13 protein-coding genes are annotated in these 15,956 nt (G+C 70.3%); all 13 read right to left on the reverse strand.

Annotation, left to right across the window (positions count from 1 at the left end; genetic code table 11):
- Positions 1–18: 18 nt before the first annotated feature.
- Positions 19–879, reverse strand: a complete 861-nt coding sequence (locus tag Q8O14_05435) for a FecR family protein (protein MDP2360178.1) — start codon at positions 877–879, stop codon at positions 19–21.
- Between the two features lie 86 nt (positions 880–965).
- Complete coding sequence (gene rpe / locus Q8O14_05440; protein MDP2360179.1) at positions 966–1,631, reverse strand: ribulose-phosphate 3-epimerase; 666 nt, start codon at positions 1,629–1,631, stop codon at positions 966–968.
- On the reverse strand, positions 1,628–2,395 hold the full coding sequence (locus Q8O14_05445) for a PASTA domain-containing protein (protein MDP2360180.1): 768 nt from the start codon (positions 2,393–2,395) through the stop codon (positions 1,628–1,630). Before Q8O14_05445 ends, rpe begins: the two co-directional genes overlap by 4 nt.
- Positions 2,396–2,438: 43 nt before the next feature.
- Entirely contained in the window at positions 2,439–3,773 is a 1,335-nt protein-coding gene (locus Q8O14_05450; protein MDP2360181.1) for an RsmB/NOP family class I SAM-dependent RNA methyltransferase, read from the reverse strand.
- An 18-nt stretch (positions 3,774–3,791) separates the two neighbouring features.
- Positions 3,792–4,601 (reverse strand): hypothetical protein, encoded by an 810-nt coding sequence (locus tag Q8O14_05455; GenBank protein ID MDP2360182.1) that lies wholly within the window; start codon positions 4,599–4,601, stop codon positions 3,792–3,794.
- Positions 4,598–5,380, reverse strand: a complete 783-nt coding sequence (gene lpxA / locus Q8O14_05460; protein ID MDP2360183.1) for an acyl-ACP--UDP-N-acetylglucosamine O-acyltransferase — start codon at positions 5,378–5,380, stop codon at positions 4,598–4,600. Before lpxA ends, Q8O14_05455 begins: the two co-directional genes overlap by 4 nt.
- Positions 5,377–6,762, reverse strand: coding sequence for a bifunctional UDP-3-O-[3-hydroxymyristoyl] N-acetylglucosamine deacetylase/3-hydroxyacyl-ACP dehydratase (locus Q8O14_05465; protein ID MDP2360184.1), 1,386 nt, complete (start codon positions 6,760–6,762; stop codon positions 5,377–5,379). The genes lpxA and Q8O14_05465 overlap by 4 nt, the downstream gene beginning before the upstream one ends.
- On the reverse strand, positions 6,759–7,841 hold the full coding sequence (lpxD, locus tag Q8O14_05470; protein ID MDP2360185.1) for a UDP-3-O-(3-hydroxymyristoyl)glucosamine N-acyltransferase: 1,083 nt from the start codon (positions 7,839–7,841) through the stop codon (positions 6,759–6,761). Before lpxD ends, Q8O14_05465 begins: the two co-directional genes overlap by 4 nt.
- A 1-nt stretch (position 7,842) precedes the next feature.
- Positions 7,843–8,427 carry an OmpH family outer membrane protein gene (locus tag Q8O14_05475; protein MDP2360186.1) on the reverse strand — a complete coding sequence of 195 codons (585 nt, stop codon included), beginning with the start codon at positions 8,425–8,427 and terminating at the stop codon, positions 7,843–7,845.
- 88 nt (positions 8,428–8,515) lie between these two features.
- Positions 8,516–10,825: an outer membrane protein assembly factor BamA gene (gene bamA / locus Q8O14_05480; GenBank protein ID MDP2360187.1), complete on the reverse strand. Its 2,310-nt coding sequence runs from the start codon at positions 10,823–10,825 to the stop codon at positions 8,516–8,518.
- A gap of 86 nt (positions 10,826–10,911) precedes the next feature.
- The gene (gene meaB, locus Q8O14_05485) at positions 10,912–11,922 is read right to left on the reverse strand and encodes a methylmalonyl Co-A mutase-associated GTPase MeaB (GenBank protein MDP2360188.1); all 1,011 of its coding nucleotides are present in this window, start codon (positions 11,920–11,922) and stop codon (positions 10,912–10,914) included.
- On the reverse strand, positions 11,919–14,081 hold the full coding sequence (gene scpA / locus Q8O14_05490) for a methylmalonyl-CoA mutase (GenBank protein MDP2360189.1): 2,163 nt from the start codon (positions 14,079–14,081) through the stop codon (positions 11,919–11,921). The genes meaB and scpA overlap by 4 nt, the downstream gene beginning before the upstream one ends.
- The gene (locus Q8O14_05495; protein ID MDP2360190.1) at positions 14,078–15,946 is read right to left on the reverse strand and encodes a methylmalonyl-CoA mutase family protein; all 1,869 of its coding nucleotides are present in this window, start codon (positions 15,944–15,946) and stop codon (positions 14,078–14,080) included. Before Q8O14_05495 ends, scpA begins: the two co-directional genes overlap by 4 nt.
- Positions 15,947–15,956 lie beyond the last annotated feature (10 nt).

The raw sequence follows: 15,956 nt of genomic DNA on the forward strand, positions 1-15,956 counted from the left end.
TTGATCGATCCAAAAAAACTAGCGGGGTTGGCGTGCCCGGCTACGCTCCAGGTTCCACCGTACCCAGTCGGAATCGCCGGCAGACTCGATGCGCCCGGCGGTCTGGATCCGGCCGTCGGCCCCGATCCGGATCTCCTGCATGTCCCGCACAATGACCAGCCATTCGGCCAGGCTGACCTCGCGTGGTCCGGCCACGGGCACCGGTCCGGCCACGGGCACGGGAGCGCCGGGCGTGGGGGGCGCCGCCTTGGGCCTGGCCAGGAGGGCGCCCAGCGAGTCGATGTCGATGGCCGGCCGCGGGTCCACCAGGCCGGCGGCGTCGGAGGCGACGCGCACCTCGCCGCGCATCACCGTGAGCACGGTTTCACGTCCCTCCGCCACGCTCATCTTGAGCGCCGTGCCGGTGATGGCGGCACCCATGACCTGGGAGCGGATGGTGAAGGAGTCCCCCTCGTCCAGGTCGTCCAGTTCGGCCCAGATGTCCCCCTCCTCCAGCTCGAGGTCCACCTTGATGGCCGCCTCGCGCTCCTCCTCCAGCAGGCGGGCCAGGCGCAGGGTGGTGGCGGGCGCCAGGCGCAGCACGTTGCGGTCCAGGAACTCGATCTCGGCTCGGCCCTGGCTGCCTGTGCGCACTCGGTCTCCCTCCTCCACCCGGCTGCGCAGTGGCGCGTCCAACCAATCGGGCAGCTCGCCCGGCCGGCGGGCCAGCAGACCCTCGCGGAAGCTGACAAGCCCCAGCCCGGTCTCCAGCTGCACGCGGGCGGCCTGGACTGCCGCCGGAGCGGCTTCCTGGGCGGCGCGGCTTTTTTCGAAGTCCTGGGCAAGAGCCGGATCCATGCCGGTGGCAACCACCAGCAAGGCGAGAAGGATGAGGTTCATGTCGGGTGCCGCTCTCTGCTTTGCACGGTCGAAAGTGTAGCGATTCGCCCAAGGGCAGGCAACACAAGCCCGGCCTGGGCCACGTTTCACGCTTCGTGGGATGCACAGGCCCGGCGCAGGCGCGTGATGGCCGCCGCCAGGTCGGGCTGGCGGAAGAGGTGGGAGCCGGCCACCAGGATCTCCGCCCCCGCCCGGGCGCAGGCCGGGCCATGGACCTCATCCAGACCCCCGTCCACCTGGATGGGGATGGCCACGCCCAGCTCCCGCCACAACTGGCCCAAGCGGCGGATCTTGTCCAGCACGGGTGCGTGGAAGGCCTGTCCTCCATAGCCGGGATTGACGCTCATGAGCAGGACGAAATCGAGGTGGGGCGTCAACCAGCGCAGCGGGGCGATGTCGGTGCCGGGATTGAGCGCCAGCCCGGCGCGGCAGCCGTGGGCGCGGATTTGCTGGAGCAGGCGGTCCGGATGGGGGCCCGCCTCGAGGTGGACCGAAAGCCAGTCCGCTCCCGCCGCGGCGAAGGGCTCGATGAAGCCGGCCGGCTCGGCCACCATCAAGTGGATGTCCAGCGGCAGGGTGCTGCGCGTGCGGACGGCCCGCACGAAATCCGGTCCATAGCTCAGGTTCGGCACGAAGTGGCCGTCCATCACATCCAGGTGCAGCAGGTCGGCGCCGCCGGCGGCACAGGCCGCCAACTGCACTTCCAGGCGGAAGAGGTCGGCGGCGAGCAGGGATGGGGCAAGGCGGATCATGGCAGGCTCCTTTCTTGCAGTCGCAGGTCCACCGTCGCGCCCGGCCGGACCTGGAGGCCCGCCGGCGGATTCTGCCCGACCACCGCCTGGGCATCGGACAGGCCGCTGTCCTGGGCGCTGGCCAGACCGACGCGGGCCAGGGTCCTCCTGGCTTGTCGCAGGGTCATGCCGGTCAGGTCGGGCACGGGCACCCAATCGGGGGCTGGGCCCAGGCTGAGCACCACGGCCACCAGGCCTCCCGGCGGCAGGCTGTCCCCGGCGGCCGGCACCTGGCTGAGCACGGTTCCCTCGCCGAAGCGCGCGTCGTGGCGCCATTGACACCGCAGGGTGTCCAAGTCCAGCTGGACATCCGCCAGGAGGCTTTGGGCCTGGCGCTGGGTCGCGCCCCGCAGGGTTGGGATCGGCACCTGGCGGCTGCCCGAGCTGAGCGTCACGTGGATGCGCCGCCCTGTCTTGGTCATGCGACCGGCGCGCGGATGTTGCTCCATCACCACGCCGGCCGGGAACAGGCCGCTGGGATCGGGCCGGCGGCCGGCCTGAACCGCTTCGAATCCGGATTGCCGCAGCAGGATCTCCGCCTCGTTCCACTCCAGGCCCAGCACGCGCGGACACTGCCCCACCTCGCCCTGGCGGGTCAGGGCCGGCATCAGCAGTTGATCGAAGGCCACGAGCAGAAGCAGAAATCCCGCCAGCAGGGCGAACAGGGCCAGGCCCAGGCGCCGCCATCGTCGCGCTGGCGCTGACGCCACCTGATCACGCCTCATCGTCCACCTCTCCCGGCCGCATCACACCTCTTCCTTCCGGCCTTCAGCTCCCACCTCGCGCCGGCTTGTCGAGGGCGATGGCCCAGGCGCCGCCTGCGCCAGGGCGTCCGGGCTGGTCCGGACGCAGACTGCGCCAAGGTCGCCATTCTCGCCCCATGTCCACCAGGGACTCCGCGGGCACCAGATCCGGCCTGGGCCGCAGCCCTTCCCGTTCCGCCAGGGGCAGCACCTGCTGGCCGTTCTCGCGGGGGTCCATGCTGCAGGTGCTGTAGACCAGACGCCCGCCCGGCGCCAGGAGCCCCGTGGCGTGGGACAGGAGCGACGCCTGCAGCTCCAGCAGCTCCGGACTGACCGGATCCTCCTTGCGCAGGATGTCCGGGCGGTGCCCCACCGTGCCCGAACCCGAGCAGGGCAGGTCCAACAGGATGCGATCCCAACCCTTCTCCGTCACGGCGCGGGCATCCTCCTGCCGCAGGCGGGCCCGGCCCGCCAGGCGCCGCTCCAGGCTGCGGGCGCGGCCGGGATGGGCCTCCACCGCGGTCAGCTCCACTCCGGGACAGGCCTCAAGCATGGCCAGGGACTTGCCCCCGGGGGCCGCGCACAGATCCAGCACGCGCATGCCCGGCATCAGGTCCAAGAGGTCCAGCGCGCCCCAGGCGCTCAGGTCCTGGACGTGCAGGCGGCCATCGGCCAGGGGCGGCAACTGGGCCAGGCCCGCTGCGGGAATCCGGCCCAGGCGCAGGAAAAAGGGACATTCAGGAGCGGCCGAGGGCTCCAGCCCAAGGCGCGCCAGATCCTCCTCCGCCTCCGCCGCCGTCCAGCGTTGCCGGTTGACCCGCAGCCACAGGCCGCGGCCGCGGTAGAGATCCTGCCGCAGCCGGTGGAGAAAGGGGCGCTGCCAGGCGGCGGGACCCTCCAGCCGCCCGATCAGGTCCAGGAACCAGGGGGGCAGCGAGAAGGCCACGCCCAGCAGGCGGCGCTCCTCGGCGCTGCGGGCGGTCTGGGGTCCGGGCAGCGGGGCAAGCGGCTGGTTGTCCCGGACCAGTCCCCGCAACACGGCGTTGACCAGTCCCCGCTCCGTGGCCGACACCCCAGACAGTGTTTCCAGCAGATTGTCCAGCACGGCATGGGCGGGATGTCCCATCTCCAGCAGCACCAGGCCCAGGCGCAGGGCGGCCTGCACCCGCGGGCGGGGCGCCCGCCGCAGCCGGGCGGCCAGGACCCAGTCGTGGCGGCGCCACTCCTCCAGCCCATAGCGCACGAGGGCCGTGCGGCGCGCCGAGGCCGCGCCGGCGGTGGAGCCATCCTGCAGGAGGCGATCACTCCAGGCGCCCTCCTCCAGGCGGACCATGTCCTCCAGCAAGGCAGCCAGTTCCACCACGCCTCCGGCATCATCTCAGGGCAGACGCATCGCCTCGCGCTCCGGACGGAAGGCCTCCCGCCAGCGGGCCGCCCCTTCCATCTCCCCGGCGTCCAGGGCGCGGTCCTCCAGGTCCAAGCCGAAGACCTCGGCAAAGCCCTCCCGCAAGGCGGCGGCCACTTCCGGGAAGGCTGGAGGGCGACCCAGCGCCTCGGCCAGGCAGGTCGTCTCGCGGGCCAGCTTGCCGGCGGCTGCCTCCCGCAGGCGCGGCTCATCGAAGAAGAGCGCGCCGATGCGCAGGTGTCCCGGCCCGATGATGACGCTGCCGTGTTGCAGCAGGCCCTCGCGCAGTTGCCGCTGGGCGCTTCCCACCAGCTTCCGGTTCTGCCACAGCACCTCGCTCTGGGCCGTGGCGGCGAAACAGAGGCCGCCCGTCTCGCGCCGATAGGCGGCGGCGATGTCCACCCGGCGGGCCTCCTGGCTCAGTTCCAGACCCAGGCCGGCCAGGCCCGTGGCGAGGGCGGCATTGATGCGCTGATAGGCCTGGGGCAGGTTGCCGCAATGCAGGGGCGAGTGGGCGGGGATGGCCACGCAGTAGGTCAGCTCCTCGTCATGGAGCACGGCCCGGCCGCCGGTCTCGCGCCGCACGGCGGGAATGCCCGCCTCCCGCGCCCGGCGCGCCATCTCCGGCGTCCAGGCCTGGCTGTGGCCCAGCGAGAGGGTGGCGGGACGCCAGGAGTAGCAGCGCAGGGTGAGGGGCGCGCCGCCGCCGCGGGCCAGCACGGCATCCACCGCCATGTTCCAGAGGCCTTCGCCTTCCGGATGAATCAGCCAGCGGCCTTTCATCCGGGCAGGATGCCCCGCTCGGACTGTTCCACGAAGCGGATGATCAGGTCCGCGTCGGCTTCCCCGGCCGCTTCCTCGCGCAGGCGGGCCAGGGCCTGGCTTGCATTGTGGCTTCCCTTGCCGAAGAAGAGGCGATAGTGGTCGCGGATGCGGCGCAGGCGCTCCGGATCGAAGCCGCGGCGCTTGAGCCCGACCAGGTTGAGGCCGCAGTACTTGAGCGGCTTGCCGTTGGCCAGGACGAAGGGCGGGACGTCCTTGGTCACTTCCATGCCGCCGCCCACGAAGGCGTGGTCGCCGATGTGGACGAACTGGTGGACGGCCACCAGACCCCCCAGGGTGACGCGCTGGCCGATGTGGACGTGGCCCGCCACCTGCACGCCGTTGACCAGGATGCAGCCGTCGCCCACCTGGCAGTCGTGGGCCAGATGGACGTAGGCCATGATGAGGCAGCCCGCCCCCACCCGCGTGGCGCCGGATTCGGCCGTGCCGCGGGAGAGGGTGGCGAACTCGCGGATGACCGTGCGCTCCCCTACTTCGAGCAGGCTGTCCTCCCCCTCGAACTTGAGATCCTGGGGCAGGCAGGAGACACTGGCCCCCTGATGGACCTCCACGCCCCGGGCCAGGCGGGCACCGGCATGGATGACGGCGTGGGGCCCGATGCGGCAGCCCTCCCCCAGCTCGACGTTCTCCTCGACATAGGCGAAGGGACCCACCTCGACGCCGGCGCCCAGCCGCGCCGCGGGATGGATCACCGCGCTGGGATGGATGAGCGGGCTCACTTGTCCACCACCATGGCGCTCATCTCGGCGCTGGTGACCAGCTGCCCGTCCACGTAGGCCTTGCCCTCCATCAGGCACATGCCGCGCCTCTGCTTGAGCATGGTCAACTCCATCACCAGCTGGTCGCCCGGACGCACCGGCTTGCGGAAGCGCACTTTGTCCAGGCCGGTGAAGTAGACCACCTTCTCCTCCGGCCGGTCGTAGCTGTTGAGGAGGAGGATGCCCCCCGTCTGTCCCATCGCCTCCACAATGAGGACGCCGGGCATGATGGGATGCCCCGGGAAATGGCCGGGGAAAAAGGGCTCGTTGATGGTCACGCATTTGATGCCCCGCACGAACTCGCCGGGCTTCAACTCGGTGATGCGGTCCACCAGCAGGAAGGGATAGCGGTGGGGCAGGATGCGCTCGATGGCGGCGGCGTCGAAGACCTCCTCGCTCAGGCGCTGCTGGTACTCCTTCTGCAGGCTCTTGCGCACGGCCTCCTGCTTCAGCTGGCGGACGAGGGCGACATGGGCCGTGTGACCGCCGCGGGCGACGAGGACATGGGCCTTGAGGGGCTGGCCCAGCAGGCAGAGGTCGCCGGCCAGATCCACCACCTTGTGCCGCACCGGTTCGTTGGGCCAGTGCGGCTCCTGATCGCCCAGGATGCGCCGGCCGGCGGCCAGCCGCTCGCGATCGATTGTCACGGAGAAATGCTGCTCCAGGCTCCTGAGGTCCTGGTCGGCCACGTCAAGAAAGACAAGGGCGGCGTCCAGGCTGCCGCCCTGGATGAGGCCGCGGCGCTGCAGCTCCAACAGCTCGCTGGCGAAGCAGAAGGTGCGCGCCGGGGCGAACTCCTGGATGAATTCGCTCCAGCCGTACATGCTGGTGTACTGGGTGCCCAGGGCCGGGTTGGCGTAGTCCACCATGTAAGTGACGCGGAACTCCTCGGAGGGCACGACCACGATGTCGATGCCGCTGTCGTCATGGTAGACCACCGTGCGATCCACGCTGAGGAAATCGCGCGGCTCCTCCAGCTCGCGGATGCCGGCCTGCTGCAGCACGGCGATGAAGGCCGCCGCCGAGCCGTCGAGAATGGGCGGCTCCGGCCCGTCCATCTCGATCAGGCAGTTGTCGATGCCCAGCCCGGCCAGGGCCGCCAGCAGATGCTCGGCGGTGTGGACACGCACGCCGTCCACCGCCAGGACCGTGCCGCGGTCGGTGCTCACCACGTGTTCGATGGTGGCCGGGATGTCCACGACGCGCTCCCCCTCCCGCCGGCGGAAGACCAGCCCGTGTCCGGCCGGGGCGGGCAGGAAGGTGACCGTGCAAGGGGCGCCCGTATGCAGGCCCAGCCCCGCAATGGTGGCGGAGTCCTCGATGCTTCGCTGGTTGAGGTTCATGCCTCTCCTTCCTCCGTGCCTTCTGCCTCAAGGGAGGACAAACGCTCCTCCAGCCCGGCCAGGCGCCGTCCCAGTTCGCGGGCCTGGCGTTGCAGCTCCGGCAAGTGGGCCAGGGCCGCTTGCTGCTGAAGGAACTCGCGATGGGGACGGGCCGGGAATCCGGCGTAGATGCGGTCGTCGGGAACGGAGCCGGTCACACCGCTGCCGCCGCCGATCTGCACGCGGTCGCCGATGCGGATGTGTCCGTTGATGGCCGTGGCGCCGCCGATGCGGCAGTCCGCCCCCAAGCGCGTGGAGCCGGCCACGCCGGACTGGGCGGCGATGAGGGTGCCCGGCCCCACCTCCACGTTGTGGGCGATCTGGATGAGGTTGTCCAGCCGCGCCCCGTGCCGGATGATGGTGTCTCCCATCGTGCCGCGGTCCAGGCAGCAGTTGGCCCCGATTTCCACGTCATCCTCGATCACCACGCGGCCGGCCTGGGGAATCTTCAGGGAGCCGCCCTCGGGCAGGGGGGCGAAGCCGAAGCCCTCGGCCCCCACGATCACGCCGTTCTGCAGGAGCACGCGGTTGCCCAGGACGCAATGCTCCCGCACCTGGCAGCCGGTGTGGATGAGGCAGTCCTCGCCGATGTGGGCTCCGCCATAGACCGTGGTCTGGCCCAGCAGCCGGCTGCCCCGCCCGATGACCGCCCCCGCCTCCACCACGACCTGCGGCCCCAGCCAGCTCTCGGCGTGGACCTGGGCGTCCGGGGCGACCACGGCGCTGTCGTGGCGTCCCCACCCGGGGTGGGGCGGCGCCGGATGGAAGAGGCGCATGGCCAGCGCGAAGGCGAGGTAGGGATCGGGCACCACCAGCGCGGCGCAGCCCGCCGGGCAGAGGGCGCGGTCCTCCTCGCGCAGCAGCACCGCTCCCGCCCGGGTGGCGGGCAATTGCGGCCGGTAGCGGGGGCTGGCCAGGAAGCTGAGATGCTCCGGGCCGGCCTCCTCCAGGCCGCGCACGCCGCGGATGACCCGGCCGACATCCCCTTCCAGGGCCGCTTTCAGTTCACCGGCCAGATCGGCCAGGGAGAACCGGGGCATGTCACTTGCCGCCGACGGGCGTCCGCGGAGCGGCACCCTCACCCTTGGCCGCGCCGGCCCCGCCCTGGAGCTTTTCCAGCACTTTCTGGTTGAGATTGATGTCGATGCTCTCCTCGCGCACATAGACGATGATGGGCATGGAATTGTCGAGGATCATGTCATAGCCCTCCTCCTCGGCGACAACGCGGATGGCATCGTTCACCTTGTTGACGAGGGGTTCCATCAGCTCCTTGTTCCGCCGGAAGAAACGGCCGTTCGGCTCGGCGTAGATCTCGCTGCGGAACTCGTCCAGCTGGGCGATCTTGCGGTCGATGTTGCTGCGCCGCTCGGAGCGGGAGACGGGGGAGAGCGTGTTCTCCTGCAGGCGGAAGTCGCCCACCTCCGCCTCGATCTCCGCCTCGCGGGCGATGATCTGGCGGTCCCAGTCCTCCTTCTCCTCCCGCAGGGCCCGCATGCTGGTCTGGTATTCCGAGTAATTGGACAGAACCTGCTCGGAGTTGATCACACCCAGACGCAGGTCCTTGGCCATGGCCGGCGGCAGGACCACCAGCAAGGCCAGCAGCAGGGGCAGTGCGACTTTCTTCATGACGACTCCTTCCGAGTTGGTGTTTGCGTTTGGATGGCAAGCGCGGGGGCGGCAGGGAGGCCCTCGCCGTTGGTGGGCTGCTTGCCGGCTAGAACTCCCGTCCGAACTGGAAGTGGAACTCCCATTTGCCCTGGCGCAAGCCGGTGCTGGAACTGACGCGGTCGAAGCCATACGCGTAATCCAGGCCGATGAGGCCGATCATGGGCATGTGCAGGCGCAGGCCCAGGCCCGCGCTCTTGTCCAGATCGCTCAGGGATGAACTCTTCAGGTTCTTCCAGACCTTGCCCGCTTCGCCGAAGACCAGGCCGTAGACCGTGGGGTTGGGGATGAGCTGGAAGCGGATCTCCGTTCCCGCCTTGAACTTGATGCGACCGCCGTCCTCGCCCGTGCCCACGCTGCGGTCGCTGTAGCCGCGCAAAGGGGTGCCCAGGCTAAGGCCGCTGCCGCCCATGAAGAAGCGCTTGATCCAGGGCACCTCGTCCCGGGCGCCCAGCCCGTCCACGATGCCCGCCTCCAGGCTGTTGTAGTGGATGAACTTGCCCAGGAAAGGACTGTAACTGCGGGCCTCCAGGGTGTAGCGCTGGAAATCGCGCTCCCCCCCCAGGTAGCCGCCACCGATCTCGCTGTCCAGGCGCACGGTGGAGCCGTTCTGAGGGAACTCCGGGTGGTCGCGGCTGTCCCGCACGAGGGAGACGGACAAGGTGGAGGCCAGCTCGGGATCGTCCTCGTAGATGCCGCGGCGGTTCAGCTCCGCGCGGGAGCTGCTGACAAAGTTGGTGTAGACCGTCTCCTCCAGGCGGTAGGTGCTGGAGACGCGGAAGTAGTTGTCCGGCCAGGTGAGGCGCTTGCCCAGCGTCACGCTGCCGCCGCGGCTCTTCTGGTCGAAATCCCAGTTGTAGGTGCGGGTCCGCTGGATGTCGAAGACGCGGAAGCCGGCGAGGATGGGCCGATCGAAGAGAAAGGGCTCCTGGAACTCCAGGTTGAGGCTGCGGTAGCTGCGCGCGAACTGCCAGTCGAAGGAGAGGGTCTGGCCGTTGCCCATCAAGTTGTTGAGGGAGAACCCGATGGAGCCGACCAGCTTGTCACGCTCGCTGTAGCCGGCGCTCATCATGATCTGGTCGGTGTTCTTCTCCTTGACCTCCACCGTCAAGTTGACCTGGTCGGCGCTGGCGATGTCCACATCGGGGTTGACCGCCTCGAAGTAGTTGAGGATGGTCAGATCGCGCAAGCTGCGGCGCAGCTTGCCCACGTCGAAGGTGTCGCCCGGACGCAGGTGCATCTCGCGCCGAAGGACCTTCTCCTTGGTCTTGTCATTGCCGGCGAAATCCACGCGCTTGACCGAGAAGACGTTGTTCTCGGTGATCTCGAAGCGGATGTCGATGACGGCCTCGTCCCGGGGCAGCTCCACGGGGCGGACCTGGGCTTGGATGTAGCCCCGGTTGTAGTAGAGGTCGTGCAAGCCCTCCTGCACGCTCTGCTCCAGCTTCTTGCGGGAATAGGGATCCCCCGGCCGCAGCGAGATCTGGCGCTGCAGCTCCTCCACCGTGAAGACCGTGTTCCCCGCCCAGCTGATCTCTCCCACCTCGTAAAGGCGGCCCTCATAGAGGTGGACCAGCACCTTGAGGTCCCGGCTCTGCTCGTCCACCCAGACACTGTCGGACAGGACGCGGGCATCCCGGTAGCCCAGGTTGTGCAGGTAGGCGACCAGCAGGCCCTTGTCCACCTCGAAGGCCTCGCGGTCGAACTTGCCGCTGCGGAAGATCATGCGGGGGCGGGTCTTCTTCATGCGGCGGATCAGCTTGGCATCGGACACCTGTTCGTTGCCCTGGATGATCACCTGGTCGATGCGGATGCGCTGGCCTTCCTTGACCACCACGTGGAGATCGCCCTGCCCCTCTTCGATGTTGCGCACCGCCACCTCCACCTCGGCCAGGCGGAAGCCTTCCTTCTCATACAGATCCTGCAGGGTGCGCCGCGCTTTGAACATCTCCAGCTCGCCCACGGGCAGGCCGACGGTGACCACCCCCTTGAGGGCGTCGCGCAGGCGGGTCTTGCCCAGCTTGTCGTTGCCCACGATCTCCAGGCTGCGCAGCCGGGGCAGCTCCTCCACCTGGATTTCCAGGTAGATGCCCTCGCTCAGCTCGCGGGCCAGCAGCACCTCGACGGAGCTGAAGCGCTTGAGGCTCCACAGCTGGCGGATGGCTTGCTGCACATCCTCCCCGCGCAGGGCGGAGCCCACGCGCAAGCCGCTGTTGATGCGGATGAGTTGTTCGTCCGTGGTGCTGTTGCCGGTGACGGTGAGGCCCAGCAGGGTGGGTCCGCCGGCTTCGCCGCGGGCCTGGGCGAAGGCGCCGGCGGCCGCGCAGAGGAGCCAGAACAGAAGGGTGAGTTGGCGCATCCGGTGCGGGGAGTCCTGTCTTGTTCTATCGTGGGTAGGAAGGTAGAGAGAAGGCCCGGCAAAACCAATGCGGGCCGGGTCGGGCTTCAGGCGGGAAGCGGGCCGCCGGGATGGTCCCACTGGTCCAACAGGTCCAGGAGGGCGGCCTCGGCGGGCAGGCGGCCTGAAGCCACCTCCTCCTCCAGGCGGCGGCGCAGGTCGCTCATGGGGCGGGGTCCGAAGACGCGCTCGAGCACGGCCTCCTCGGTCATCAGGCGGAACCAGCGGCGCTCCTGCTCCAGACGCAGGGCGTGCAGGCCCCCGTCGGCGGAACGGGCCGCCCGGCAGGCCAGCACCTGCCGCCAGACCTCGTCCAGGCCCTCGCCGCTGGCGGCGCTGCAGGCCAGGACCTGCCGCGTCCAGGCGGCCGGGCCCTCCCCCATGGACAAATGCAGGGCGACGGCCATGTCGGCCTGGGTGCGCAGGGCGGCGGGGCGCGTGTCGCCGTCGGCCTTGTTGACGGCAATGATGTCGGCCTGCTCCATCACCCCTCGTTTGATCCCCTGCAGGTCGTCACCGGAGGAGGGCAGCAGGAGCAGCAGGAAAACGTCCACCAGGTCGCGCACCGCCACCTCGCTTTGGCCCACGCCCACTGTCTCCACCAGCACCACGTCAAAGCCGGCCGCCTCGCAGAGCCGCAGGCTTTCGCGCGTGCGCCGCGCCACGCCGCCCAGGCTGCCGCCGGAGGGGCTGGGCCGGATGAAGGCCTCCTCCCGCGCCGCCAGCTTCGCCATGCGGGTCTTGTCCCCCAGGATGCTGCCGCCGGAGACGCGGCTGGAGGGATCCACCGCGAGGACGGCCACCCGGTGCCCCGCCTCGATCAGCCGGCAGCCCAGGGCGTCGATGAGAGTGCTCTTGCCGGCGCCGGGCGGGCCGGAGATGCCCAGGCGCAGGCTGCCACCCGTGTGGGGAGCCAGGCGGCGGAGCAGCTCGGCGGCACGGCGGGCGTCCTCCGGGCGGCGGCTCTCGGCCAGGGTGATGGCGCGGGCCAGCAGGCTGCGATCGCCGGAGAGGATGCCGGCGGCGAGGGTCGCCAGATCGGGTGGCCGGCTGATCATGGGCGGTCGGGACCGAAACGCTCCGCCAGCAGCTCCAGCATGCGCAGGGCCGCGTCGGGAATGACCGTGCCCGGCCCGAAAATGGCCCCGGCACCATTGGCCAGGAGGAAGTCGTAGTCCTGTTTGGGGATGACTCCCCCCACGACGAGGAGGATGTCCTCCCGATCCCTGCGCTTCAGTTCGGCGGCCAGCTCGGGCAGGAGGGTCTTGTGTCCGGCGGCCAGGCTGCTCATGCCCACCACGTGCACGTCGTTCTCCACGGCCTGGCGCGCCGCCTCGGCCGGGGTCTGGAAGAGCGGGCCGACGTCCACGTCGAAGCCCATGTCGGCGTAGGCGGTGGCCACCACCTTGGCGCCGCGATCGTGGCCGTCCTGCCCCAGCTTGACGATGAGGATGCGCGGCTGCCGGCCCGTGGCCGCGGCGAAGGCTTCGCAGCGTCGCCGCACCTCCTGGAAGTTGGCCATATCCTGCGCCTCCCGCGAATAGACGCCCGACACGCTGCGCACCACCGCCTGGTGCCGGCCGAAGACCTCCTCGAGGGCGAGGCTGATCTCCCCCAGGCTGGCCTGGGCCTCCACCGCCCTCACCGCCAGCTCGAGCAGGTTGACCTCCCCGCCGGGGTGGGCGGCGCCGTGGGTCAGGGCCTTGAGGGCGGCCTGGCAGCGGGCTTCGTCGCGCCCGGCACGCAGGCGCCTGAGCCGCTCGATCTGGGCCTCGCGCACGGCGCTGTTGTCCACTTCAAGAATCTCGATGGGGTCCTCGCGCTCCAGGCGGAAGCGGTTGAGGCCGACGATGGTGTCCTTGCCCGCGTCGATGCGCGCCTGGCGCCGGGCGGCCGCCTCCTCGATGCGCAGTTTGGGCAGCCCGCTCTCGATGGCGCGGGCCATGCCGCCCAGCTCCTCCACCTCCTGGATGAGGCGCCAGGCGCGCCGGACCAGGTCGTGGGTGAGGCGCTCCACATGATGGCTGCCTCCCCACGGGTCCACCACGCGGCAGAGACCGCTTTCCTCCTGCAACAGGAGCTGGGTGTTGCGGGCGATGCGGGCGCTGAAATCAGTGGGCAGGGCGATCGCCTCGTCCAGGGCGTTGGTGTGCAGGCTCTGGGTGTGGCCACCCGCCGCCGCCAGGGCCTCGATGCAAGTGCGGGCCACATTGTTCCAGGGGTCCTGCTCGGTCAGGCTCCAGCCGCTGGTCTGGCAGTGCGTGCGCAGGGCCAGGCTTTTGGGATTGCGCGGATGGAAGGGCTGCAGGAGGCGCGGACAGAGCAGGCGGGGGGCGCGCAGTTTGGCCACTTCCAAGAAGTGGTGCATGCCGATGGCGAAGAAGAAGGAGAGGCGGGGGGCGAAGGCGTCGATGTCCAGGCCCGCCGCCAGGCCGCTGCGCACGTACTCGAGGCCGTCGGCCAGGGTGTAGGCCAGCTCCAGGTCCGCCGTGGCACCCGCTTCCTGCATGTGGTAGCCGCTGATGGAGATGCTGTTGTAGCGGGGCATGTGGCGGCTGGTGTAGCGGAAGATGTCGGCGATGATCCGCATGCTGGGCGCCGGTGGATAGATGTAGGTGTTGCGGACCATGAACTCCTTCAGGATGTCGTTCTGGATCGTGCCGGCCAATTGATCCAGCGCGACGCCCTGCTCGCGGGCCGCCACGATGTAGAGGGCCATGATGGGGAGGACGGCCCCGTTCATGGTCATGGAGACGGACATCTGGTCCAGGGGGATGCCGTCGAAGAGGATGCGCATGTCCAGGATGGAGTCGATGGCGACGCCGGCTTTTCCCACGTCACCCGTCACCCGGGGGTGGTCGCTGTCATAGCCTCGATGGGTGGCCAGGTCGAAGGCGATGGACAGCCCCTTCTGCCCGGCGGCCAGGTTGCGGCGATAGAAGGCGTTGGACTCCTCGGCGGTGGAGAAGCCGGCGTACTGGCGCACCGTCCAGGGCTGGGTGACGTACATGAGCGGATAGGGTCCGCGCAGGAAGGGGGCGAGGCCGGCCGTGAAGCCCAGGTGCTCGAGGCCCTCCCCATCACGCTGGTCGTGACGGGAGGCCACCTCGATCTGCTCGGCCGTTTGCCACCGGCCGGCCCCGTCGCGCGGCAGGGCCAGACCCGAACCCGCCACGGCTTTCCAGGGCAGGCGGCTGAAATCCGGCAGGCGGCTCATGTGGACACCTCCACGTGATGCAGGATTTGGGTGAAGAGGTCGCTCATGCTGCCCTTGACGTGGAGAAAGCCCGCCACGCCGGCGTCCCGCAGGGCATCCACCTGCTCGGGTGGATGGCCGGCGAGCAGGATGAGGGCGGGCCGGCGTCCGGCCTCCCCCTCCCGTCGCCGCAAGCCGGCCACGAAGGCGGGGGCCAGTTCAGGGTAGCTCTCGTCCGTCGAGCAGAGGATGGTCACGGGCGCGCCGGACTGGAAGGCGGCGGCGGCGGCCAGATCCCCGTCAGCGGCGCCCTCTCCCTGGATGCTTCGCCAGCCTCCCGCCGCCAGCAGGCCGCGGCAGAAGTCGGCCCGGGCCTTGTGCTGGCGCAGCGGGCCACAGCAGGCCAGCCAGACGGGGCCGGCGCCCTGGGTGGCCGCCGCCTCCCCGCGGCGGCGCAGGGCCTCCAGCTCCTCGGCCAGGCGCCGGGGCCGGAGGGGCGCGAAATCGTCGCCGGTGGACGCCACTGCTTCCGGGTCATGGCTGTCCCGCGCCCAGTCGGGCAGCTTCTCGGCCAGGTTGGGATACACGCTGGTGCCCACCAGCGCCTCCCGGCGCCGGGCCAAACGGGCGGCGCGGCGCTCCGCCGCCTCGCGGATCCAGCCCTGGGGCAGGCCTTCCACCAGGGCCGCCCACCAGCCGCCGGCGGACTCCAGGTCCTGGAAGAGGCTCCAGGCCGCCTCCGCCATCCCGGCCGTCAGGCTTTCCAGATACCAGCTGCCCCGCCCCGGATCGGCCACGCGGGCCAGATGGGCCTCCTCCTGCAGGATGACCTGAGTGTTGGCGGCCAGGCGCCGGGCCTGCTCGTCGGTCTGGCCCAGTCCCTCCGCCATGGAGGGCAGGTGCAGGCTGTCGGCACCACCGACGCCCGCGGCAAAACCCTGCAGCGTGGCGCGCAGCAGGTTGGTCCAGGGATCGTGGCGGGTTTGGGTGCGCAAGGCGCCGCGCACGCGCAGCACAATGCGGCGCTGCTCCGGCGGTCGGCCGCAGGCCTCGAGGATGCGAGCCGCCAGGAGCCGGGCGGCGCGCAATTTGGCCATGGTGTCGAATACCTCGCGCCCGGCGGCCAGTTCGTGTCGCGCGCCAGCCAGGGCCTCTTCGAGGGGAGCCCCCGCCTCCTCCAGGTCGCGCAGGCCGGCTGTCCAGCAGGCGAGCCAGCAGGCCAGCTCCTGGGCCGGGCTGGCTCCCGCCTCGTGGGCGGTCACTCCGCTGGCCAGCCAGGAGGCGCTCAGCGGTTCCGGATTCGACGCCGCCCAGAGGTGGGCCAGGTCGCGGGCGGTGGTGGCCAGGGGATGTTTGCCCTGGATGAGGGCCGGGCTGATCCAGTCCGCCAACAGGACATGCGGTCCTCCCGGCAGGGTGCCGAGCAGGCGGTGGGCCAGGGCCACCTCCGGCCCCGCTTCCAGCTCCACCACGGCCTTGCCGGACGGGAGGCCACTGAGCAAGCGGCCCAGGGCCTGCCCATCACGCGGGACCTGCCGGCCCAAGGTGAGGGGCAGCACCCGCTGGCCGCGAGCGGCCAGCCACGCCAGTTCGCGGCCCAGGGCGGCGGCCTCGGTGCACTGCGGATGCTGGCGAATCTCCCAGGCGGCGGGCAGCTCCCCCTCCACCACCGCCCCCGGGGGGTCCACCAGCTGCAGATGCAGCAATTGGGCACAGGAGGCTTCGCTGTAGATGGGCTCCCGCGGGAGGCCGTCCTCCGTCTCTCCCGGCAGCGATTCGAGACTACGCCCCTTGAGGCTTTCCCTGGCCCTGGCGGCCCAATCCGCGGCGCTTGATTTCGGAAACGCCGCGAAGAGCGGCGTGGAAGGAGGGGACTGGTCGGCCATGACACTCCCT

The organism is bacterium (assembly GCA_030685015.1).
Lineage (GTDB): Bacteria > CAIWAD01 > CAIWAD01 > CAIWAD01 > CAIWAD01 > CAIWAD01.